Below are 20,528 nucleotides of genomic sequence, written 5' to 3'. Positions count from 1 at the left end.
GATCAGCGTAGCTCAGCCCCCGCCGGCTTCGACGACGATTACGTCGAGCCGGCGGGGGCCGTGCACGCCCTCGACACGTTCCAGTTCGATATCGCTGGTGGCGCTCGGCCCGCTGATGAAGGTGAGCGGCCGGGCGGGATCGAGCTCGGCCAGGGCCTCAGGCACGGTGCCGACGATGCGCTCGGCCGTCACGCAGCAGACGTGGTGATCGGGCACCAGGCTGATCGCCCGGCGTCCCTGGTCGATTCCGCCGTCCAGCACCAGGGTGCCGGTATCGGCGATGGCGACCGCGCACCCGGTGAGCACCGCGTCGAACCGGTCGAGCTCGGCCGCCCCGCAGCCGGTGTCTGGCACCGGCTCGATACCGGTGGGAAGCCACCGGTCCGGGAACCCGCTGGGCACGATAACCCGGTGCGAACCGGCCTCGCCGAGCGCGGCGGCAACCGAGGACGGCACCTCGGCTGACGTTGCCCGGTACAGCCGGGCACGGTAGTCGGTTACCCGCTCGGTGAGCATCGTGACCAGCGCGTCCGCGCCGGGCGCGTGCTGCCCGGTCGCGCGGTATGTGCGGGGGATCCCGGGCGCGGCTGGTCGGTCGGCAAGCGCGTGGTGGATACGTGCCAGGATCTCGTCTCGCGCGGTCACCGTGCCCGCCTCCGTGCCCACAGCCTGCGGAAGCTCCGGCGGGGTGGTGCGGGCAGGTCGCGATGGTCGGTCCACCCGGACAGCGGTGGCGGCAGCCGCCGGATGCGCCCGTCGCGGGCGAGCAGCCTGCCCACCGGCATCAACCGCTCGGCCGCGCCGAATCGGCGCGCCGAGGACAGCACCCACGCCAGCAACCGCATGACCGCGCGCTCGCCCCGCCTTCCTTCCCGCATCGCCCGGCCTCGCAGGTGCACCAGGATCGAGGGGATATCGATCTTGACGGGGCAGACGTCGTAGCAGGCCCCACACAGCGTGGACGCGAACGGCAGCGAGGCGTTCGGGTCATCCGGTCCGCTGATCCCGGTCAGCAACGGCGACAGGATCGCCCCGATCGGGCCGGGGTAGGTGGAGCCATAGGCGTGCCCGCCGGTGCGGGAGTAGACCGGGCAGGCGTTCAGGCAGGCGCTGCATCGGATGCAGTGCAGCGCGGGCCTGCCGACCGGGTCGGACAGCGCCGCCGTCCGGCCGTTGTCCAGCAGCACCAGGTGGAACTCCCGCGGGCCGTCGGTGTCGCCGCCTGTTTCGCCACTGCCTGCCGGGCCGCTGGCGGAGGCGGCGTGCACGCCGGTCCACAGCGAGGTGTACGGGTTCATCCGCTCACCCGTCGACGAACGTGGCAGCAGCTGGAGGAAAACCTCCAGGTCGCGCCAGCTGGGTATCACCTTCTCGATCCCCATCACGGTGATCAGCGTGTCCGGCAGCGTGACGCACATCCGGCCGTTGCCCTCGGACTCGACCACGCACAGCGTGCCGGTCTCGGCGACGGCGAAGTTGGCGCCGCTGACGGCCACGCGTGTCGACAGGAACTTCTCCCTGAGGTACCGGCGGGCGGCCTCCGCCAGCGCGGCCGGATCGTCGGTGAGGTTGTCGATTCCTCCTGGCACGCGCCCCTGTGCGTCGCGCATCCGGGTCCGGAAGATCTCGGCGATCTCCTGCCGGTTGCGGTGGATGGCAGGCACCAGGATGTGGCTCGGGCGGTCGTCGTCGAGCTGCACGATCAGCTCGGCCAGGTCGGTCTCGGTGGCGGTGATACCCGCCGCCTCGAGCGCCTCGTTGAGCCCGATCTCCTGGGTGGCCATCGACTTGACCTTGACGACCTCCCGCTGCCCAGTGTCGGTGACCAGTCGGGTGACGATCCGGTTGGCCTCGTCGGCGTCCCGTGCCCAGTGCACCACGCCGCCGCGCGTGGTCACCTCCCGTTCGAGCCGTTCGAGGAGCTCGGGCAGGCGTGCCATCGCGTCGATCTTGATCGCGCTGCCCGCGTCCCGCAGTTGCTCCCAGTCGTCGAGTTCGCCGACCACCGTGGCTCGCTTGGCACGAATGGTGCCCGTGGCGTGGGCCAGGTTGCGCCGTAGCTGCTCGTCGCCGAGCGCGCCCGCGGCGGCTTCGGGAAACGGCCGGTCACCACGCAGGTTGCCGGATCCTGCCGTGCCGGGCATACCGAGAAAGGTGGAGCTCATCGGGTATCGGTGCCCTCCGCGTCGCCGTCGGTGTCGCTGGCGGTGCTCGCCAGGATCTCCGCCAGGTGGACGGTGCGCACATCGGCGCCCGCCCGAGACAGGCCGCCGCCGATGTGCAGCAGGCACGAGGCGTCGGCGGCGGCGCAGGCCCCGGCCCCGGTGGCCAGGATGGCCTCGATCTTGTCCGAAAGGATCGCACCCGAGGTGGCGGCGTTCTTCACCGCGAAGGTGCCGCCGAAGCCGCAGCATTCCTCCGCCGACGGCAGCTCGACCAGCTCCAGCCCACGCACGTGCCGGAGCAGCGTGAGCGGGCGCTGCCCCACGCGGAGCATCCGCAGCGAGTGGCAGGTGGGATGGTAGGTCACCCGGTGCGGGTAGTATGCGCCCACGTCGATCACACCGAGCACGTCCACCAGCAGCTCCGAGAGCTCGTAGGTGCGGCCGGCGAGCCGCTCGGCCTCCTCGGCCAGCGCGTGCTGGCCCTCGGCGCGCGCCACCGTGGCGTGTTGGTGGCGGACCGAACCCGCGCAGGAGGCCGAGGGTGCGACCACCAGATCGGCGTCGGCGAACGCGGCGACGTGGTTGCGGATCAGCGGCACGGCCTGGTCCGGGTAGCCGGAGTTGATGTGCATCTGGCCGCAACACGCCTGCTCGCGGGGGAACGTCACCCGGTGGCCGAGCCGTTCGAGCAGGCGCACCGTCGCCCGTGCCACGTGGGGCGTCACGGCGTCGGCCAGACAGGTGGCCAGCAGGGCGATGCGCATCGGCGGCCCTACTCCTTCCGCTGGTACGTGTCGCGAGCCGGTGGTGCCGTGCGGGGCGCGCGGGCTGCCTGGCGGTGCAGTGCCCATGCGGTGATCGCGAGGGTCAATACCACCCCGGCGAGTACGGCGGTCCCGAGGTTACCGCCGACGCCGTTGATCATGACGAACGCGAGGGCGCCCGCCGTCAGGCAGTAGTAGACCATCGGGATGATCATCTTGCGGATGAGGTCGCCCTCGCGGCCGACGAGACCGACGGTAGCGGAGGCGGCCACGACGTTGTGCACCGTGATCATATTGCCTGCGGCGCCGCCGACCGCCTGCGCGCTGACCACGGTGCGCGGGGTAGCGCCGAGCTGCTCTGCGGTGGAGAACTGGAACAGCGAGAACATCATGTTGCTCACCGTGTTGCTCCCCGCAGCGAACGCGCCGAGCGCACCGATCCAGGTCGCCAGCAGCGGCCAGGACTCGCCGGTGACAGCGGCCGCGCCCTGCGCGAGGGTGAGCGGCATGCTCGCCAGGTCGGAGCCGTTCAGCTCCGGTCCGGAGTTGATGAACACCCGCACCATGGGCAGCGCGAACAGCAGTGCAACGGCAGCACCCGCCAGCCGGGTGGCCGCGGTACGCCACGAGCCGAGGATCTGCCTGCCGCGCATCCGGTGCAGCGCGTAGGTGACCACGCAGGTGAGGATGAAGAAGAATCCGGGCAGGTAGAAGGGTGCCAGCGACTGGCTGATCCCGGTGCCGAGAATGCTGTCGGCGTCGATGACCAGGCGGTCGTTGAGTATCTCTGTGACCGGTTCGATCGTCCGGGTGAGGATGAGCAGCCCGGCCACGATGATGTACGGGGACCAGGCCCGTAGCAGGCCCATCCGTGAGCCGGTGGGCTTGGCGGTATCTGCTGCGGGATCGATGGAGCCCATCCAGCGCGGGTTCCAGCTCGAACGTTCCGGGAAGTCCCACGGTCGCTGCGGCATGAACAGCCCCTTGCTCGCCGCGAACATCACCACAAGCAGGCCGATGGCGCCGCCGAGCAGCGCGGGGAACTCGGGACCGAGCAGCGCCGCGACGGTGACGTACGGGACGGTCATGGCCAACGAGGCGAACAGTGCGAACTTCCAGACCGCCAGCCCGTCGCCGAACCGGCGTGCCCCGCCGAAGAAGCCGGTGACCATGCACGCGAGGAACAGCGGGATCAACGTGCCCACCACGGCATGGATGATGGCCACGTCGAGCGCGATCTGGTTCAGGTAGGTCGGCATGGTGACGCCGAGCACCGACAGGTGGTTCTCGACGGATGGATCACCCGCGAGGCCGCCGTCGACGCCGACGAGGATGGGTGTGCCGACGGCGCCGAAGCTCACCGGGGTGCTCTGGATCGTCAGGCCGACCATGACCGCTGCCATGGCGGGGAAGCCGAGCACCAGCAGCAGCGGAGCGACCAGCGCCGCGGGCGTGCCGAACCCGGCGGCACCCTCGATGAAGCTGCCGAACAGCCAACCGATGATGATGGCCTGGACTCGCCGGTCCGGGCTGATCCGGGTGAAGCTGGCGCGGATTGCGGCCATGGCGCCGCTGTTGCTCAACGTCTCCAGGAGCAGCAGCGCACCGAACACGATGTAGAGCAGCGTCGCGGCCACGAGCAGGCCCTGGATGGTCGAGGCCGCGACGACGCTGCCGGGGACGTCCCAGATCGCCAACGCGACACCGACGACGACGCAGAACCCGACGGGCATCGCGTACTTCGCAGGCCAGCGGAAGCCGACGAGCAGGATGCCGATCACGAGGATGGGGGAGAAGGCGGCGAGGCTGAGGAGCCCGAGGTGGTCCATGGCCGCGATCCCTTCGAACGGTGAGCGTGACCCTGTGGTCGTATGGTCTGACCACAGATGTGTACAGCCCGATGTGATCTATGTCAATAGCGAACGCGGCCCCGTCCCGAGCGGGGCGGGTTGCGCGGCAGCGCACGTGGTCCGGATGGGAGAATTCGGACGGGTAGGTAGCCACGAGCAGGCGGTGCAGGGCGCTGCTCACAGCGCGTCGAAGGAGCAGGGGTGGCGGACACGATCGACTGGTCACCGGTGCAGCGCAGCCGCACGTACCAGCTCGTGCTTGAAAAGGTCGAGCAGCAGATCATCGCCGGCCGGTTGCGTGTCGGCGACCGGCTGCCCGCGGAACGCGACTTCGCCGCGCAACTCGGGGTGAGCCGCGCCTCGCTGCGCGAGGCGCTGCGGGTGCTCGAGGCGCAGGGCGCGGTGAGGCTCGGGGTGGGAACCGGCCAGGACTCCGGCACGATCATCACGGCACTGCCGCGTAAGGCGTTGACCAGGTTCCTGCGTCTGCACGTAGCGCTGGCCAGCTTCGACATGGACGAGCTCGTGGACGCTCGCATCGGCTTGGAACGGTCCAGCGTCCGGCTGGCCGCGCAGCAGGCCACCGCCGAGGATGTCGCGAGGATGACCGAGCTGCTGGAGGGGATGGAGGCGAAGGAGGTGAGCAGGGAGGCCTTCAACGACCTCGATACGGAGTTCCACGTCAGCCTCGCCGCTGCGGCGCACAACCGGCTGCTCAGCGAGATGACCATCGCGATACGCGCGAGCGTGCGGCCCGCGCTCTTGGAGGCAATGGAGCGCCATCAGCACTGGGAGGAACTCAAGCACACGCTCTGCGGCGACCACCGCGCCATCCTGGACGCGGTGGCTGCCGGTCGGGCCGACGACGCGGAGCGGCTGGTCTCCGAGCACATCCGCGGCGCCTACCTCGCGCTGTTCAGCCCCGGTCCCGGTCGTTCGTGACGCCGCGAGTGGCATGCCCTCCTTCCAGGAGGCAACTCGCCCGGCTGCGGGACGTGGCCGAATCCCCGGCTGCGGCACGCACCCTCGCGGAGAACTCCGTCGGCTACCGGCGGTGGTGAGCCGAAGGGGGCCTCCGGTGCCGTATGTGTACCGAAGGGGCCCTTCGGCTCGCATCCCGGTGGTGCGCTACTCGCCGAGTTGGGCGAGCAGCTCGTCGAGGAAGCCCTTGGCCTCGGCCACCGCCCGGTCCGGGTCGCGCGCGGCGATGGCCTCCAGCAGGCCCCGGTGCTCGATGTCGTTTCCGTCAGCGACGTGGTTCGGCGAGGTGGCCGCCACGCTGCCGCGTACCACCTCGGTCAGTCCGTGGTACAGCTCGGACAGCAGCGTGTTGTGGCCGCTGCGGACGACCGCGATGTGGAACTCGGCGTCGGACCGGACGAAGTCGTCGAACCTGCGCTCACGTTGCGCGGCATCCCGCTCGTCGAGCAACCTGGTCATCTCATCCAGCTCCGCCGCGGAGCGGTGCAGCGCGGCCAGCCGCGCGCCCTCCACCTCCAGGGTGCGCCGCACTTCGAGGGCCTCACGAAGCTCGGATCCGCACAGCCTGCGAATGGCCCCGGAGACCTCGCTGGTGGCGCGCACGTACGTGCCGTCGCCCTGGCGCACCTCGACCAGGCCGCTGTGCATCAGGGCGCGCACGGCCTCGCGCACCGTGTTGCGGCCGACGTTGAGCGAGGCGGCCAGTTCCGGCTCGGTCGGGATGCGGTGGCCGACCGGCCACTCGCCGCTGGTGATCGCCGCGCGGAGCTGGCCGATGACCTGCTCGACCAGACCCGTTCGCGTGGTGGCGCTGAGCGGCACGGCACCTCATCCCTTCTCATTGCTCCTCACCGGCGAGCGCCCCGGGGCACCGGTCCCGACCGCGCGCGCCGATCGTTCGTATCGCCGTGATGATGCCACGGCAAGCGACGCGGGTTGAGCAATCTCACCCGAAGGTCGCTTCATCCAATCATCCTATGTTTGCCATGATAGTACTCGTGGTTCCACGTACCCAGACCTTCCAGCGCTCAGCACCGGCACCGGCCAAGCCGCCGGTGGCTCCTGCCGCGCGTGTCGCGGGTGCCGCCACCGGCGGTGGTGTGCTGCTGGCCGTCGCCGTGGTGCTGGTGGCGCTGAACCTCCGCCCTGCGATCACCAGCGTGGGCCCGGTGCTCGGCGAGGCGCGCGACGCGCTGGGCGCCTCGGCCACCTGGGCGGGCGTGCTGACCACGATTCCCGGCCTGTGCTTCGCCGCCGCCGGAATGGCCGCACCGCTGCTGGCCCGCCGTGCGGGAACCACCGTGGCGGTCGCGCTGGCGATGGCGGTGCTGGCGGCGGGTTTGGTGGTGCGAGTGCTCGGTGGGCCGCTGGTGGTGCTCGGCGGCACCATGGTGGCCACCGCGGGCATCGCGCTGGCGAACGTGCTGGTTCCCGTGGTGGTCAAGGACTCGTTCCCGGCGCGTGTCGGGTTGATGACCGGGACGTACACTGCCGCGCTCCAGGTGGGTGGCGCGCTCGGCTCGGCGGCCACCGCACCGGTCGGTGAGGCGTTCGGCGGGTGGCGTGCCGGGCTGGCGTCCTGGGCCGTACTGGCGGTGGCCGCCCTTGCGGTCTGGCTGGTCGCCGCACGCGTCAGGCGCCGCGCCATCGCGGTCGATGCGGCACGCACGGGGGCCGAGCGGTCACGCACGGGGGACGCGCAGCCCCCGCGTTCGCGCTCGCTGTTGCGGAGCCCGCTGGCGTGGGTGGTGACCGTGTTCTTCGGACTGCAGGCGTGGCTGGCTTACGTGATGATGGGTTGGCTGCCGGAGGTGCTGATCGACTCCGGTGTGCCGCAGGCGCGCGCCGGGCTGCTGGTCGGTGCGCTGTCGGTGGTTGGTGTGCCGGTCAGCCTCGCCATCCCCGTGCTGGCCGCGCGCAGGACCAGCCAGAGCGGCTGGATTGTCGGCCTCGGCGTGATCGGGCTGGCGGGCATGGTCGGGCTGATGCTGGCGCCCGCCGCCGCACCGCTACTGTGGACGCTCCTGGTCGGCCTGGGTATGGGGGTGTTCTCGCTGGCGCTGACCGTCATCGCGCTGCGGGCGCGCACTATCGCCGACACCGCCCGGCTATCCGGCATGGCGCAGGGCTTCGGCTACCTACTCGCCGCGGTGGGGCCGTTCCTGTTCGGCCTGCTGCACGACGTGACGGCAGGCTGGACGGTGCCGTTCGCGATGCTGATCGCGGTGCTGCTGACCCAGATGACCTTCGGCTGGTTCGCGGGACGGCCGCGCTACGTGTGAGTCACCGGGGTGCCCGGCGGCTCACACGGTGCGGCGCATGGTTCGCAGCAGCGCGGCCCCTCCCGCGGTCAGCCCGAGCAGACCGGCGACGAGCCCGGTGACCGCCAGCGGTGTCGCCGCCGAGGTGGTGTCGTCGGTATCGGCAGCGTGCTCGCCTTCGGCTGCCGTCGCCTCGGCCTCGACGTCGTCCTCGTCGGCATCACCCATCCGGACCTCGACGTAGGGGGCAGGCTCGTCCAACTCGCCCCACTCGTCGACCGAGTCGGGGACGTCGATCCAGCGGTGCTCGCCCTGCTCGCACTCCTGGATGGTCGGCAGCCACAGCACGTCCGGTGCGTCGTCGGCGATGCGGAGGTTCAGGCCGAACTCGAGGAACTGGTCGTCGGCTAACGCGCCGCCGGTCCACGAGACCTCGCTGACCCGCTCGGTGGTTTCCGACTCGTCGCCTGCGCCCTCGGTAGGTTCGTCCAGCTGCTCGCGCTCGATCTCGATGTCCCAGCCGGGCACCGCCTCGGGTTTGGCGCTGTCGACCCCCTCGGGAACCTGCACGCGCACGGCGGTCGTGGCTTCGCCGTCACAGCCGTGTGGCACTCGCAGCTTGGTGGTGAAATACGGCGAGTCCGCCTCGTCGGGATTCAGCGTGACGTGCGCCAAGGCGGGTGTGGCCAGCAGTGGCATCGCCAACGCCGCGGTGGCGAGCACCGCGGTGCGCCGGATCGTGTGTCCCATGACTATCCTTCCGTTCGTTACTGTGCTGGGGCGATTGCTACCTCGGTGGTGGTGATCAACCGTTCGAACTCGTCGACCAGCACTCGCACCTCGACGGTCCAGCTGCCCGCGATGGCCAGCTCCTCACCCGCGTGGTGGTAGTGGGCCGGGCCAACCTGCTCCGGCGTGCGGGACAGGGCTGCGATACCGGCCTCGGGCAGCTCGAAGCGCAGTTCGACGTCCTCGGCGATATCCGCCCGCTCACCGTCACGGTCGACAATGGTCATTTCGATGTCGTTGCTCCCGGCGCGGGCAGGCTCGACCGTCAGGTGCAGGTGATGGTCCGTTCCGAGCTCCAGGTGTTGAGTACGTTCGCCCTCACCCGAGGTGTGGCCGTCTTCTGCGTGCTCGTGCGTATGCTGCCCGGCTTCCTGGTGAGAAGCGTCGTGCGCGGCCACGTCCACGCTGATGCGGGCCGGGACGATGCTCACCAGCAGCGCCGTCACCGCCAGTACTCCCGCGATTCCGGTGACCTCGGCGCCGACGGTGCGGGACAACCGGTGCCACGCGCGCGTCGCGCCGTGCCGGATTGCCGGAACCAGGCGCCGGTTGTTATAGGCCGCCACTCCCAGCACCGCGACGACCACCAGGATCTTGACCAGCAACACCCACCCGTAGGTGGTGGTGACCAGGGCGTGCCAGCTGCGAACCTCCGCCCAGGCCAGGCCAGCCCCGGCGAGCGCAACCACGATCACCGCTGCGGCCGCCAGTAGCGAGAACCGGGCCACCAGCTGCGCGCTCCCGGTGGCATCCTCCGCCGCGGCGCGGCGCGTGCGGATCACCAGCAGCAGCGCGAGAAGGCCGCCGAACCACACCGCGGCTGCGGCGGTATGCGCGGCATTGGAGGCCAGCACCAGCAGCCGGGGTTCGGTGCTGGCGGTGTGACCGGCAAGCAGGAAGGAGCCGAGCGTGGCCAGCGTGCCCGCTGACACCAGCGCCAGCAACAGCGGCCGCCGCTGCGCAGCGGCGCTGTAGGCCAACAGCAGCAACCCTGCCACCCTGGCCGCGGCGCTGATTCCGAACCCCGACGTCAGCGTGGCAGCGAGCACGGCGCGGTCGATCATCGCGCCCGCACCCGCCTGGCTTGTCACCACCGCCTGCACCGGTACCGAGATCGCCGTCGCCGCGATCGCGGTCACCGCCGCGGAACGCATCCACCACATCAGGCGCGCGCGTTCCCGGCTCCTGCCATCGTGTACCAGGACCGTGAACAGGCCGATCCCGACCGCCAGCAGCGCCCCGAGATAGATCAACCACCGCAGGACGGTCGCCAGCGCCTCCCACACCGCCTGGCCACCTGAGTCGGCGAGTTCGGGCGCGGGCATGGCATCCGTCGCGGCCGGATCGCCGACGGTGAACGACACGGTGCCGCTGATCGGATGCGTGTCGGCCGAGATGACCCGCCAGGTCACCGTGTAGACACCGTCACCGGCGTCCTCATCGAATCCGACCCGTACGACCGAGCGGTCGTTCCCGTGGCTGGCGCCCCCGGTGTCGACCCGTTCACCGGTGGCATCGAACGCGCGGATCGCCTCGCCCGGCAGGTCCACCGCCTCGTTGAACGTCAGCGACACCTCGGATGGGGCGCTGTCCAGCTCGGCGCCGTCGGCCGGATCGCTGTCCAGCAGGACGGCATGGGCGCTGGCCACTCCCGAAGCAATGATCCCGGTCAGCAGGAACCCGGCAACAGCCACCAGCAGTGCGGGATAACGTCGACGACAACCTCGACGCACCATGCCCAGTGCCTGGCACATCGAAACCACCGGCAACACCCACCACTCGTAGCCGCCAACCGAACGACGGCGCGAAGAGTAGCACCGCCGGGTGAACATGCGTAGCGATAAAGGTGTCTAGGGGCACAGTGGGCGGTGACCAACGCACTCAATTGTGCGAGCCGGATAATTGTGCAGGCCAGCATGCTGCACGCAGGAACAACATTGGGGCCACAGTGGCCTCGGCGACCGGGGGCCGCTAGAAGCGCTTGCGGACCTCGGCGGCCTCGGCGCCGGTCATGAGCTTGTCCAGCAGCTCGATCAGTGTCCGGCGTTCCGTCTCGGTCAGCGCTGCAGCCCACGCCCGCTCGCGTGCGTTGTGCTCACGGAAGGCGTGCAGCATCGCCTCACGGCCCGCCTCGGTGAGCGTGACCTGCACCGCCCTGCGGTCCTGGGCGTCCCGTGTCCGGGAGATGAGCCCGTCCCGCTCAAGCGGTTTGACCAGTGCGGAGACCGCGGCCCTGCTGGTGCCGGAGAGCTGGGCGATCCGCTTCGACTCCATCGGCCCAGCCAGCCACAGCACGAACAGCACCCGGAACCCGGGCCAGCTCCAACCGTGCGGCCGGTGCACGGTGGCCTCCAGGTCGTAGACCAGAGCGCTGGTCAGCCTGTGCAGGGTCAGCACAAGCCGCATCGCCGTCGGGTCGACCGAGGGCAGCTGCTCGGTGGTCCTGCCGACCGCGTACTCGACGAAGGACAGGTAGTCGAGCTGCTCGGGGGCTGCGGAGTCGGTGGTCATGCGCCCAGGTTAGTGGGCGAGGGAAGTGGCGAGCCCTTCCCTCGCCGGGGGAGGCCGCGCTACACTTTTCCCAGAAGATAATCAAAGCTTTGATCAGTTGAGGTGGTTCCGGTGGCCACGAAGGCGTTCGCTTCCTCCGCCGATACGGAGGACAAGGAGCAGACCCTGGAGGTGCTGTCCGACGGGGTGTACGCGCTCACCGCCGAGGGTGATCCGAACGTCGGGGCGATCGAAGGGGAGGACTTCCTCGTGTGCTTCGACGCGCTGGCCACGCCGGTCGCGGCGGGAGCGTGGCTCGACCGGTTGCGCGAGCACACCGGTAAACCGGTCAAGTACCTGGTGCTCTCGCACTACCACGCGGTGCGCGTGCTCGGCGCGAGCGCGTTCGACGCCGAGGTCATCATCGCCCACGACAGCACCCGCGCGCTGATCGCCGAGCGCGGTGAGCAGGACTGGGCCTCCGAGTACGGCCGCATGCCACGGCTGTTCACCGAGCCGTCCTCGATCCCGGGCCTGACCTGGCCGGACGTGACCTTCGGCGAGAACCTCACCATCGACCTCGGTGGCGACCGCGGTCAGCTGGAGCTGCGCTACCTCGGGCGTGGCCACACCGAGGGCGATATCGTGGCGTGGCTGCCACGACAGCGGATCCTCTTCGCGGGAGACCTGGTCGAAGCGCAAGCCGCGCTGTACACCGGCGACGCGTTCCACCACGACTGGGTGTCGTCCACACTGGACAACGTCGCCGCGTTGGGTGCGGAGCAGCTCGTCGGCGGCAGGGGAGCCGTGGCGCGTGGCAGGCAAACCGTCGACGCCGCCATCGGCCAGACGCGACACTTCCTCGACGTCATGATCCGCGAGGTGAGCGCGGTACACGAGCGATCAGGAACGCTCAAGCAAGCATTCGACGCCGCGCACGCCGCGCTCGTCGACCGCTACGGTGGCTGGCCGATCTTCGAGCACTGCCTGCCGTTCGACGTCTCCCGGCTGTGGGACGAGCTCTCCGGCATCGAGCGCCCCGTCATCTGGACAGCCGAGCGCGACCGCGAGGTCTGGGACCAGCTGCAGGACTAGCCATGGACACCACGACCGCGTCTCCCGGCACGGTGGCCGTCATCGGCAATGGGCCCGTCGGCCAGAGTGCCGCACTGCTGCTCGCACGCTGGGGCATCCGTGTCATCCTGCTGGACGCCAGGTCCGAGCGTGACCTCGTCGGCTCGAAGGCGATCTGCCAGCAGCGGGACGTGCTCGACATCTGGGAGACTGTCGGGGCGGGAGCGCGCATCGCCGAGGAAGGGTTGACCTGGACCACCGCAAGGACCTTCTACCGGGGGCACGAGCTGTTCGCCTACACGCTCGCCGATCCGGGCCGGTCGGAGTTCCCGCCGTTCGTCAACATCTCCCAGTCGCGCACCGAGGAGGTGCTGGACGAGCGGATCGCCGAGCAGGATCTCATCGACGCCCGCTGGGCGCACCGGGTGGAGGGCATCGAGCAGGACGACACCGGGGTGCGGCTGCGGTGCGCCACCCCGGACGGTGAGGTCGAACTGCACGCCGACTACGCCATCGCCTGCGCCGGTGCGACCGGCAGGCAGGTGCGGGAAGCGCTCGGGGTGAGCTTTCGCGGGCGCTCCTTCGACGACCGGTTCCTGATCTGCGACATCCGGGCTGAACTGCCGGGCTGGTCGCGGGAACGGCGCTTCTACTTCGATCCGGAGTGGAACCCGGGTCGGCAGGTCCTCATCCACCCGTGCCCGGATTCGACGTTCCGCATCGACTGGCAGGTGCCCAGCGACTACGACCTGGCGGCCGAGGAGGCCAGCGGCGCGCTGGACGGGCGGATCCGGGCGATCATCGGGGACCGGCCGTACGAGATCGTGTGGCACTCGGTCTACCGGTTCCACTCGCGGGTGGTCGACCGGATGCGGTGCGGCCGGGTGCTGCTCGCAGGCGACTGCGCGCACCTGTTCGCGCCGTTCGGCGCGCGCGGGTTGAACTCCGGAGTCGCCGATGTGGAGAACGCAGCGTGGAAGCTGGCGTTCGTGTTGCGCGGCTGGGCCGGTGAACAGCTGCTGGAGAGCTACCACGACGAGCGGCACGCCGCGGCACTGGAGAACCTGGATGTCACCAGCGCCACCATGGAGTTCCTCGTGCCGCACGGCGAGCAGCAGCGACGCAGGCGGGTGGACGTGCTCCAGCGGGCGGTGCACGACCCCTCGACCCATCTGGAGGTGGATTCCGGCAGGCTGGCCGAGCCGTTCTGGTACATCGACTCGCCGCTGACCACACCGGACGACACGCGACCGTTCGCCGGGCGACCGCCGCGCGGCCAGGCGCCGCCCCCCGGGCCGGGGATCCTGGTGCCCGATGTCCCCGCCGCCGATCCGGACACCGGCAGCGACCGGTTGCGCATGCTGGCGCGGGACGGTTTCCTCGCGGTATGTGCCGAGGACGTCGACGTCGCGGCCGTGCGGGAAGCGGCGGGCCGGACCACCGACGCACCGGTCCGGGTGACCGAGCTGGTCGCGATCGACCGCGACGGCAGCGTGCGTGACGCGCTCGGGGTGCGGCAGGGCGAGGTGTGGCTGATCCGGCCGGACGCCCATGTTGCCGCGATACCGGGCGGGAGGCACGCTGACGAGGTCGCCGCGGCGGTCTCCCTGGCGAGCGGCGTGTCGGTAGCGCGAGGAACGAGGGAGCGAACATGACCGAGACACCACAGGCAGCGCCCGGTGATCCCGCCGGGGCCCTGATGGATGGGCTGGTCGACGATGCGGGCCTGTTCCCGCCGACGGCGCTGGATATGGCTGATGCCGTGGCGCGGCACCGTGAGGATGTGGCCGTCGCGCACCCGATGCTGACCCAGCGGTTCCTGTGCCCGGCTTCGCGAGTCGGTGAGCTGCGGGGCCACCTGCGCCCCGGCGATCGTTTCCGCGTGGGGCTGATCGCCGACGGTGGCGCCGACGGGCTGCAGGCCACGGTGGACGAGATCGCCGGGGACGACCGGCTCGAGCTGGCACTGGTGGAGTTCCCGCTGCGCGCCACGGGACAGACCGAGCCCGCAGCGGCGGCCCGTGCCGCTGCGTTGGCGGTGGATGCCACGGGGGTTCCGGAGGGCGTGCCGCTGTACCTCGAGCCGGTACGGCTGGCCGAGGCCGCCGCACTGGCCGACGCCGTCGCGGCCCGGCCAGGGACGTCAGCGGGAAGGACAGTCGGGGTGAAGTTCCGGTGCGGCGGGGTGAGCGCGGAACTGTTCCCCGAGCCGGAGGAGCTGGCCGGGGCGCTGCTCGCCGCGGTGGGTCACGGCGTGCCGGTCAAGGCGACGGCGGGCCTGCACCACGCGGTGCGGCACACCGACCAGGGAACCGGCTTCGTCCACCACGGCTACCTCAACCTCGTGCTCGCCACAGCCGACGCCGTGGCGGGAACAGCGGTGGACGGGGTGGCCGATACGCTGCGCGGTAGCGACGCCGACACGCTCGCGGTGCGAGCTCGCTCCCTGGACGCGGCGACCGTGGCAGCGACGCGGCGGGTGCTGCGCAGCTACGGCTCGTGCGATACGCGAGTGCCGGTCGCCGAGGCGGCCGAGCTGGGTCTGATGCGGCAACGCGATGAACGAGAGAGGTTGAGCGCGACGTGACGACGTGGGTTCCGGCCGACGAGCAGGCAGGTTTCGGGGTAGCCAACCTTCCGTACGGGGTGTTCTCCCCACCGGGTCAGCCGCCACGGGTGGGGGTGCGGATCGGGGAGTACGTGCTCGATCTCGCAGCCACCCTGGATGCCGAGCTGTTCGCGCGCGGTTCGCTGAACCCGTTCCTGGCGGCCGGGCGTGCCCGGTGGACGGAGACCAGGTCTCGGCTGCGCGAGCTCCTCACCGACGAGCGGCACCGGCCTGCCGTGGAGCCCGCGCTGTATCCGGTGGACCGGGTGACCCTGCACCTGCCGATCGAGGTCGCCGACTTCGTCGACTTCTATGCCTCCGAGGAGCACGCCTCGAACCTGGGCAGGATGTTCCGCCCGGATTCCGAGCCGCTGCTGCCGAACTGGAAGCACCTGCCGGTCGGCTACCACGGCCGGGCGGGCACGGTGGTGCCCTCGGGTACACCGATCGCACGCCCCTGCGGGCAGCGCAAACCCCCGGACGCGGATGTGCCCACGTTCGGCCCGTCGGTCCGGTTGGACATCGAGGCCGAGGTCGGCTTCGTGGTCGGTACGCCGAGCACGCTGGGTGAGCCGGTGGCCACGAAGGACTTCGCCGAGCACGTCTTCGGTGTGTGCCTGGTCAACGACTGGTCGGCCAGGGACATTCAGGCCTGGGAGTACGTGCCGCTCGGCCCGTTCCTCGGCAAGTCCTTCGCCACCTCGATCTCGCCGTGGGTCGTGCCGCTGGACGCGCTGGCCGAGGCAAGGGTACCCACACCGAGGCAGCAGCCAGCGCCGCTGGATTACCTGACCGAGCCGGAACCGTGGGGGCTGGACCTGCGACTGGCGGTCGAGCTCAACGGGGAAGTGATCGCCCGGCCGCCGTACGCCGGGATGTACTGGTCGCCCGCGCAGATGCTGGCGCACATGACGGTCAACGGCGCGAGCGTGCGCACCGGTGACCTGTACGCCTCGGGCACCGTGTCGGGGCAAGCTGCGGACCAGCGGGGCTCGCTGATCGAGCTCACCTGGAACGGGCGCGAGCCGGTGCGGCTGTCCTCGGGTGAGGAGCGCACCTTCCTCGCCGACGGCGACACGGTGAGCATCAGCGCGACCGCGCCGGGCGAGGGCGGCAGCAGGCTCTCCTTCGGCCAGGTCACCGGCCGGATCACCCCGGCGAACTGCGACCCGGCGGCGTCGGGGTGAGCCTGCGGAGGCTGCTGGGGGCCACACGGTGGCCGCACCGAGGGGATCTCGTTGCGGGGATCAGCGTGGCACTGGTGCTGATCCCGCAGTCGCTGGCCTACGCGGAGCTGGCGGGATTGCCTCCTGTGCACGGGCTGTACGCGGCGGCGGTCGCGCCGATCGCCGCCGCGCTGATCGGTTCCTCGCCCTACCTGCAGACCGGCCCGGTCGCGCTGACCAGCCTGCTCACGTTGAGCGCGTTGGCGCCGCTCGTGGAGCCGGGGACGGCGAGTTTCGCTGCGCACGCCGCGCTGCTGGCGCTCGTGGTCGGCGTGGTGCGGCTGTTGCTCGGGCTGCTGCGGTGGGGAGCGGTGTCGTACCTGCTGTCGCAGCCGGTGGTGTCGGCGTTCACCGTCGCCGCCGCGGTGCTGATCATCGCGTCGCAGGTGCCGCCGCTGGTGGACCGGGACCCCGAGGCGACCAACCCGTTCGTCGGCGCAGGCCAGGCGCTCGGCGCGCCCACCGGCTGGAACCTGACCGCGATCGCGGTCGCCGCCGTGACCGTGCTGCTCGTGCTCGCGGGACGCAAGCTCGGTCCGTGGTTCCCCGGCGTGCTGCTGGCCACCGTGGGGGCGCTGCTGCTCAGCGCCTTCGATGTCCTCACGGTGCCGGTGGTTGGCGAGATTCCCGGTGGGCTCCCGCCGCTCGCGCTGGGCCTGCCGTGGGAGGCGTTGCCGTCGCTGATCGTGCCGGGCGTGGTGATCGCGCTGGTGGGTTTCGCCGAACCCGCCTCGATCGCGCGGAAGTACGCCACGATGGACCGGCAGCCGTGGAACCCGAACCGGGAGTTCACGGGTCAGGGGCTGGCCAACGTCGCCGCCGGGGTGTTCAGCGGCCTGCCCTCGGGCGGGTCGTTCTCCCGTTCGGCACTGAACCGGCTCTCGGGAGCACGGACCCGCTGGAGCGGGGCGATCACCGGCGTGGTGGTGCTGGCGGCGTTGCCCGCTGCCGGGATCCTGGAGGACCTGCCGACTGCGGTGCTGGCGGGGCTGGTGATCGCGGCGGCGGTGTCGTTGCTGGAGATCCGGCCGTTCGTCGAGGCGTGGCGCTGCTCGGTGCCGCAGTTCGCGATCGCGCTGCTGACGTTCGCGATCACGCTGGCCGCGGCGCCGAGGATCGAGTGGGGGATCATCGCCGGGGTCGTGCTGTCGCTGGCCGTGCACCTGTGGCGGGAGATGCGGCTGGAGGTGCAGGCCACTCAGGACGGCGCGACGCTGCACTTGTGGCTGAACGGGGTGCTGTACTTCGCCTCCGCCCCGGTGCTCGAGGAGCGGCTGCTCGCGGTGCTGGCCGACCATCCCGATGCCGAGCGCGTGCTGGTGCACCTGCAGGGGCTCGGCCGGATGGATCTCACGGGGATGCTGGCGCTGCGTTCGGTGGTCGAGCACGCGCGCGAATCGGGCACCCGGATCGAGCTGTGTGATGTGCCGCGGCACGCGAGCGAGCGAGCCGACCGGGTGCTGGGTGACCTGCTGGTGCGGTGAGGACCGGCGTACCGGTGCGTTCCGCGAAACCGCCCCCGCTCGTGGCGGTGATATGGCATGCTGAGTCGGTCCGGTCACGCGGGGTAAGGGGGTGTGATGAGCGGCTACGAGGTGGTGATCGAGGAGCTCGAGCAGCGCGGCCGGGACGCGATCGAGGTCGGCGAGGCGACCAAGCGAATCGAGTTGGCGGAGCACGCCGACGCGATCCCGGAGCTGCTGCCAGGGGCAGGCGAGACGGCGAGCGAAGCGGCGACCCTGAGTGAGCACTGGGAGCGGCAGCTGCGCGACCTCGGCGGGCGGGTAGCCACCTACGGCGACGAGATCGTGGGCGCCGCCGAGCGTTACGAAGCGGACGAGGAAGCGGCGGCCGAGGAGCTGCGGCTGCACATCCCGCAACCAGGTGGTCCGGTATGAGCTGGGGCGATATCCGCGAGTGGAACGCCGAGGGACTCGAATCCCAGGCCGACGACATCAAGAGCACGCTCGAAGACCTCAAGCGCCATGCTGATGATCTCGGTGGCCTGCATCCCCGCGAGTGGATCGGCGAGGCATCGCAGCGCGCGCGGACCAAGCGCGGCGACCTGGTCGGCGAGTACGAGGACATCGCGCACGCGGCCGAACCGCTGTGGAAACAGCTGCAGGATTCGGCAGATGAGATCGTAGAGCTGCACCGCGAACAGGACGATGCCGCTGAGCTGGCGGCGCGCTACTTCTGGCGCATCACCCACGCCGGGCATCTGGAGAACACCGCCCCCGGCGTCGAGCAGCTCGACCCGGAGTTCACCCAGCGGCGCCAGGAGGTCGCGCGCCAACTCAGGACGACGATCGGTGACATCGAGGAACGAGCCGCGCGGATCGACGCCGAGATCGCGGCCGCGATGCGGCGCGTGCATTCGCCGAGGATGTTCCGCGACGAGGACGGGGAGCGAGACCGGCTCGCCGTGCCACCGGCAGGCACCGACCCCTCGGCGGTCGGCGAGTGGTGGCACGGCCTGTCGACCGAGGAACGCGAACAACTGATCCGGACCGAACCCGCCGCGATCGGCAACCTCGACGGCGTGCCGTACAGCGCACGGCACGAGGCCAACGTCGCGCGCATCCCGATCGAACGCGAACGCTTGCAGGACCAGCTCGCCGAGCTGCAGGCCGAGCGGGCTGACCTGCCGCGCGGCCCCGGAGCCCCGATCACCGAACGGCACGAGTTGAACGCCCGGATCCAGCGTGTCGAGGAGAAGCTGGACGCGCTGGATGTGTTGGAGTTCCAAGCCGATCGAGGCCGTTCCATCGTCGCCCTCGATACCGGTGGCGAGGGGGTACGCTCGGCAGTCGCCATCGGCGACGTCGACGCCGCCGACAACGTAAGCGTGTACACCCCAGGGATGAACTCGGCGGTCCAGGACAACATGAATCGATACGTCGAAGAGATCGACGAAGTCACCGAGTACGCGGACGACATGCTTGGTCGTGATCCGGACCGGCGAGGTGAGTCAGTCGCTTCGGTGGTGTGGATGGATTACCATGCGCCCCAGGGCCTGGGTAGTGTGTTGTCCGATTCCCGCGCTCAGCAGGGCGCGGAGCGGTTGGCTGGCTTCATGGACGGGATTCCGGCCAGCCGTCCTGATGACCCGCCGCAGCGGCTCGCCGGGGTGGGCCACTCGTACGGCTCAACGACCATGGGGGAGGCATTGAAACAGACCGATGCTGCTGACGCGTTCATCGCCCAGGGTTCGCCTGGGTGGTACAGCAGCGACGGGCTCCTGGTGCCGGAAGGGGAACGGTTCAACCTGTCGGCGGACAACGATGTCGTGGCTGACCTCGGCGGTCTCGTGCACGGCGGTAACCCGAGCGGGGACGCTACCGTGCGGGAGCTCTCCACTGACGATGCGATCGCGCCGGATACCGGGGACGAGCTGCCTGGGGTCACCGGTCACACGGACTACACAGAGGCGGATGACGTGATGTCCACCAGCGAATACAACACCGCCGCCGTGATGATCGGTCAGGAGGAGAACTACATCGACCAGCCTACGACGCTGCCTGAATACCCACGGGGGCCACGATGAGGTATCGCGCACACGTGTCGGCGATCGTCGGGCTGGGTGTTGCCGTGGGGCTGCTGGTTGGGTGTGGATCGGATCCTGCGGATAGGAGTGACATGTCGCTGGAAGAGCAGTACGAGACAGTCGCGGAGCGTCCCGACCGGAAGCAGGCGATTGCGGCCTATGAGGAGCTGCAGGAGAAGGTGCGCGCGGCCTTGCGGGAGCGATTCGATTTTCCAGAGTGGGAGCCAGGTGGCGGGGAGGAAAGGACTACTCCAGGGTGTAGTGAGTTTCCCGATCTGATCGGCTTGGATGCGGCTAGCACCGGTTTGCAGAACTGGATTGCCGAGGCGGGGATTTCGCCCTATGACTGGTCCGATGCGCAGGACATCCTGCGGGAGGCTGGTCGTGAGTACGGGTTTGAGCAGGTCACTCTCGATATTCAGGAGAGTCACGATCTGTCGTTCGAACTGACGAACGATACTGGGGCCAAGCTCCGGCTCATGTCGGGCCGGAATACCAACACCGTCCTTCGTGTCTCGACCGGCTGTCATCTGGAGCCTGCGGCGAAGGAGCGGGGCAGGCCGATTTCGCAGGAGGAGTGGCGTGAGATGCCGGAGGACGAGCGGGATCGTCATCGGGATTGACGCCGCGCCTTCGCGGCTGGGTCGGGGGGTGTCCCTATGGGGTTGGTCAAGCGGCTGCCGGGAGTTTTTCCTTCGGTGCGGGCTGGGCGGGTTGGTAGTAGGTGCCGTTGCGCAGCATGGCGAACAGGACGTCGCAGCGGCGCCGGGCGA

Annotated in this window: 18 protein-coding genes; 10 read left to right on the top strand and 8 right to left on the bottom strand. The window is 70.2% G+C overall.

The window, feature by feature from the left end; translation table 11 throughout:
• Positions 1-12: 12 nt before the first annotated feature.
• From F8178_RS14530 to F8178_RS14515, 4 genes are read right to left on the bottom strand one after another with little or no spacing between them, the layout of a single operon-like run.
• Positions 13-645, bottom strand: coding sequence for a lactate utilization protein C (locus F8178_RS14530; protein ID WP_317495330.1), 633 nt, complete (start codon positions 643-645; stop codon positions 13-15).
• The gene (locus F8178_RS14525) at positions 642-2,165 is read right to left on the bottom strand and encodes a lactate utilization protein B (RefSeq protein WP_396345554.1); all 1,524 of its coding nucleotides are present in this window, start codon (positions 2,163-2,165) and stop codon (positions 642-644) included. The genes F8178_RS14530 and F8178_RS14525 overlap by 4 nt, the downstream gene beginning before the upstream one ends.
• Positions 2,162-2,929 carry a (Fe-S)-binding protein gene (locus F8178_RS14520; protein ID WP_317495329.1) on the bottom strand — a complete coding sequence of 256 codons (768 nt, stop codon included), beginning with the start codon at positions 2,927-2,929 and terminating at the stop codon, positions 2,162-2,164. Before F8178_RS14520 ends, F8178_RS14525 begins: the two co-directional genes overlap by 4 nt.
• Before the next feature lie 8 nt (positions 2,930-2,937).
• Complete coding sequence (locus F8178_RS14515; protein ID WP_317495328.1) at positions 2,938-4,758, bottom strand: L-lactate permease; 1,821 nt, start codon at positions 4,756-4,758, stop codon at positions 2,938-2,940.
• Between the two features lie 222 nt (positions 4,759-4,980).
• Here F8178_RS14515 and F8178_RS14510 point away from each other — a divergent pair, with 222 nt between their 5' ends.
• Positions 4,981-5,721: a FadR/GntR family transcriptional regulator gene (locus tag F8178_RS14510; RefSeq protein ID WP_317495327.1), complete on the top strand. Its 741-nt coding sequence runs from the start codon at positions 4,981-4,983 to the stop codon at positions 5,719-5,721.
• A 186-nt stretch (positions 5,722-5,907) separates the two neighbouring features.
• Here the strand turns inward: F8178_RS14510 and F8178_RS14505 are convergent, their stop codons facing one another.
• Positions 5,908-6,582, bottom strand: a complete 675-nt coding sequence (locus F8178_RS14505) for a FadR/GntR family transcriptional regulator (protein ID WP_317495326.1) — start codon at positions 6,580-6,582, stop codon at positions 5,908-5,910.
• 233 nt (positions 6,583-6,815) lie between these two features.
• On the opposite strand from F8178_RS14505, the gene F8178_RS14500 reads away from it, so the two are divergent.
• The gene (locus tag F8178_RS14500) at positions 6,816-8,042 is read left to right on the top strand and encodes an MFS transporter (RefSeq protein ID WP_317495468.1); all 1,227 of its coding nucleotides are present in this window, start codon (positions 6,816-6,818) and stop codon (positions 8,040-8,042) included.
• Between the two features lie 21 nt (positions 8,043-8,063).
• Here the strand turns inward: F8178_RS14500 and F8178_RS14495 are convergent, their stop codons facing one another.
• The 3 genes from F8178_RS14495 to F8178_RS14485 all read right to left on the bottom strand — a co-directional run bounded on the left by F8178_RS14495 (position 8,064) and on the right by F8178_RS14485 (position 11,321).
• Positions 8,064-8,771: a YcnI family protein gene (locus tag F8178_RS14495; protein ID WP_317495325.1), complete on the bottom strand. Its 708-nt coding sequence runs from the start codon at positions 8,769-8,771 to the stop codon at positions 8,064-8,066.
• 17 nt (positions 8,772-8,788) lie between these two features.
• A complete protein-coding gene (locus F8178_RS14490) occupies positions 8,789-10,504 on the bottom strand; it encodes a copper resistance protein CopC (protein ID WP_317495324.1) in 1,716 nt (571 codons plus the stop codon).
• A 277-nt stretch (positions 10,505-10,781) separates the two neighbouring features.
• Positions 10,782-11,321 carry a MarR family transcriptional regulator gene (locus tag F8178_RS14485; RefSeq protein WP_317495323.1) on the bottom strand — a complete coding sequence of 180 codons (540 nt, stop codon included), beginning with the start codon at positions 11,319-11,321 and terminating at the stop codon, positions 10,782-10,784.
• 111 nt (positions 11,322-11,432) lie between these two features.
• Here F8178_RS14485 and F8178_RS14480 point away from each other — a divergent pair, with 111 nt between their 5' ends.
• From F8178_RS14480 to F8178_RS14445, 8 genes are all read left to right on the top strand, one after another.
• The gene (locus F8178_RS14480; protein ID WP_317495322.1) at positions 11,433-12,395 is read left to right on the top strand and encodes an MBL fold metallo-hydrolase; all 963 of its coding nucleotides are present in this window, start codon (positions 11,433-11,435) and stop codon (positions 12,393-12,395) included.
• 2 nt (positions 12,396-12,397) lie between these two features.
• Positions 12,398-14,029: an FAD-dependent monooxygenase gene (locus F8178_RS14475; protein WP_317495321.1), complete on the top strand. Its 1,632-nt coding sequence runs from the start codon at positions 12,398-12,400 to the stop codon at positions 14,027-14,029.
• On the top strand, positions 14,026-14,961 hold the full coding sequence (locus tag F8178_RS14470) for a hypothetical protein (RefSeq protein ID WP_317495320.1): 936 nt from the start codon (positions 14,026-14,028) through the stop codon (positions 14,959-14,961). The genes F8178_RS14475 and F8178_RS14470 overlap by 4 nt, the downstream gene beginning before the upstream one ends.
• Positions 14,958-16,169, top strand: a complete 1,212-nt coding sequence (gene fahA / locus F8178_RS14465) for a fumarylacetoacetase (RefSeq protein WP_317495319.1) — start codon at positions 14,958-14,960, stop codon at positions 16,167-16,169. The genes F8178_RS14470 and fahA overlap by 4 nt, the downstream gene beginning before the upstream one ends.
• Entirely contained in the window at positions 16,166-17,692 is a 1,527-nt protein-coding gene (locus tag F8178_RS14460; protein WP_317495318.1) for a SulP family inorganic anion transporter, read from the top strand. Before fahA ends, F8178_RS14460 begins: the two co-directional genes overlap by 4 nt.
• Positions 17,693-17,788: 96 nt before the next feature.
• On the top strand, positions 17,789-18,106 hold the full coding sequence (locus tag F8178_RS14455) for a hypothetical protein (protein ID WP_317495317.1): 318 nt from the start codon (positions 17,789-17,791) through the stop codon (positions 18,104-18,106).
• On the top strand, positions 18,103-19,755 hold the full coding sequence (locus tag F8178_RS14450) for an alpha/beta hydrolase (protein WP_317495316.1): 1,653 nt from the start codon (positions 18,103-18,105) through the stop codon (positions 19,753-19,755). The genes F8178_RS14455 and F8178_RS14450 overlap by 4 nt, the downstream gene beginning before the upstream one ends.
• A gap of 92 nt (positions 19,756-19,847) precedes the next feature.
• Positions 19,848-20,378, top strand: a complete 531-nt coding sequence (locus tag F8178_RS14445) for an LppA family lipoprotein (protein WP_317495315.1) — start codon at positions 19,848-19,850, stop codon at positions 20,376-20,378.
• The last annotated feature ends 150 nt before the right edge of the window (positions 20,379-20,528 follow it).

The sequence above is a fragment of the Haloechinothrix sp. LS1_15 genome (genome assembly GCF_033042135.1).
Lineage (GTDB): Bacteria > Actinomycetota > Actinomycetes > Mycobacteriales > Pseudonocardiaceae > Haloechinothrix.
This window is presented reverse-complemented; position numbering and strand designations above follow the sequence as displayed.

Excerpts from the sequence above, each read along its gene's own strand:
- F8178_RS14525 (WP_396345554.1), bottom strand. The coding sequence starts at position 2,165 with ATGAGCTCCACCTTTCTCGGTATGCCCGGCACGGCAGGATCCGGCAAC.
- F8178_RS14520 (WP_317495329.1), bottom strand. The coding sequence starts at position 2,929 with ATGCGCATCGCCCTGCTGGCCACCTGTCTGGCCGACGCCGTGACGCCC.
- F8178_RS14515 (WP_317495328.1), bottom strand. The coding sequence starts at position 4,758 with ATGGACCACCTCGGGCTCCTCAGCCTCGCCGCCTTCTCCCCCATCCTC.
- F8178_RS14495 (WP_317495325.1), bottom strand. The coding sequence starts at position 8,771 with ATGGGACACACGATCCGGCGCACCGCGGTGCTCGCCACCGCGGCGTTG.
- F8178_RS14485 (WP_317495323.1), bottom strand. The coding sequence starts at position 11,321 with ATGACCACCGACTCCGCAGCCCCCGAGCAGCTCGACTACCTGTCCTTC.
- F8178_RS14475 (WP_317495321.1), top strand. The coding sequence starts at position 12,398 with ATGGACACCACGACCGCGTCTCCCGGCACGGTGGCCGTCATCGGCAAT.
- F8178_RS14470 (WP_317495320.1), top strand. The coding sequence starts at position 14,026 with ATGACCGAGACACCACAGGCAGCGCCCGGTGATCCCGCCGGGGCCCTG.
- F8178_RS14455 (WP_317495317.1), top strand. The coding sequence starts at position 17,789 with ATGAGCGGCTACGAGGTGGTGATCGAGGAGCTCGAGCAGCGCGGCCGG.
- F8178_RS14450 (WP_317495316.1), top strand. The coding sequence starts at position 18,103 with ATGAGCTGGGGCGATATCCGCGAGTGGAACGCCGAGGGACTCGAATCC.
- F8178_RS14445 (WP_317495315.1), top strand. The coding sequence starts at position 19,848 with ATGTCGCTGGAAGAGCAGTACGAGACAGTCGCGGAGCGTCCCGACCGG.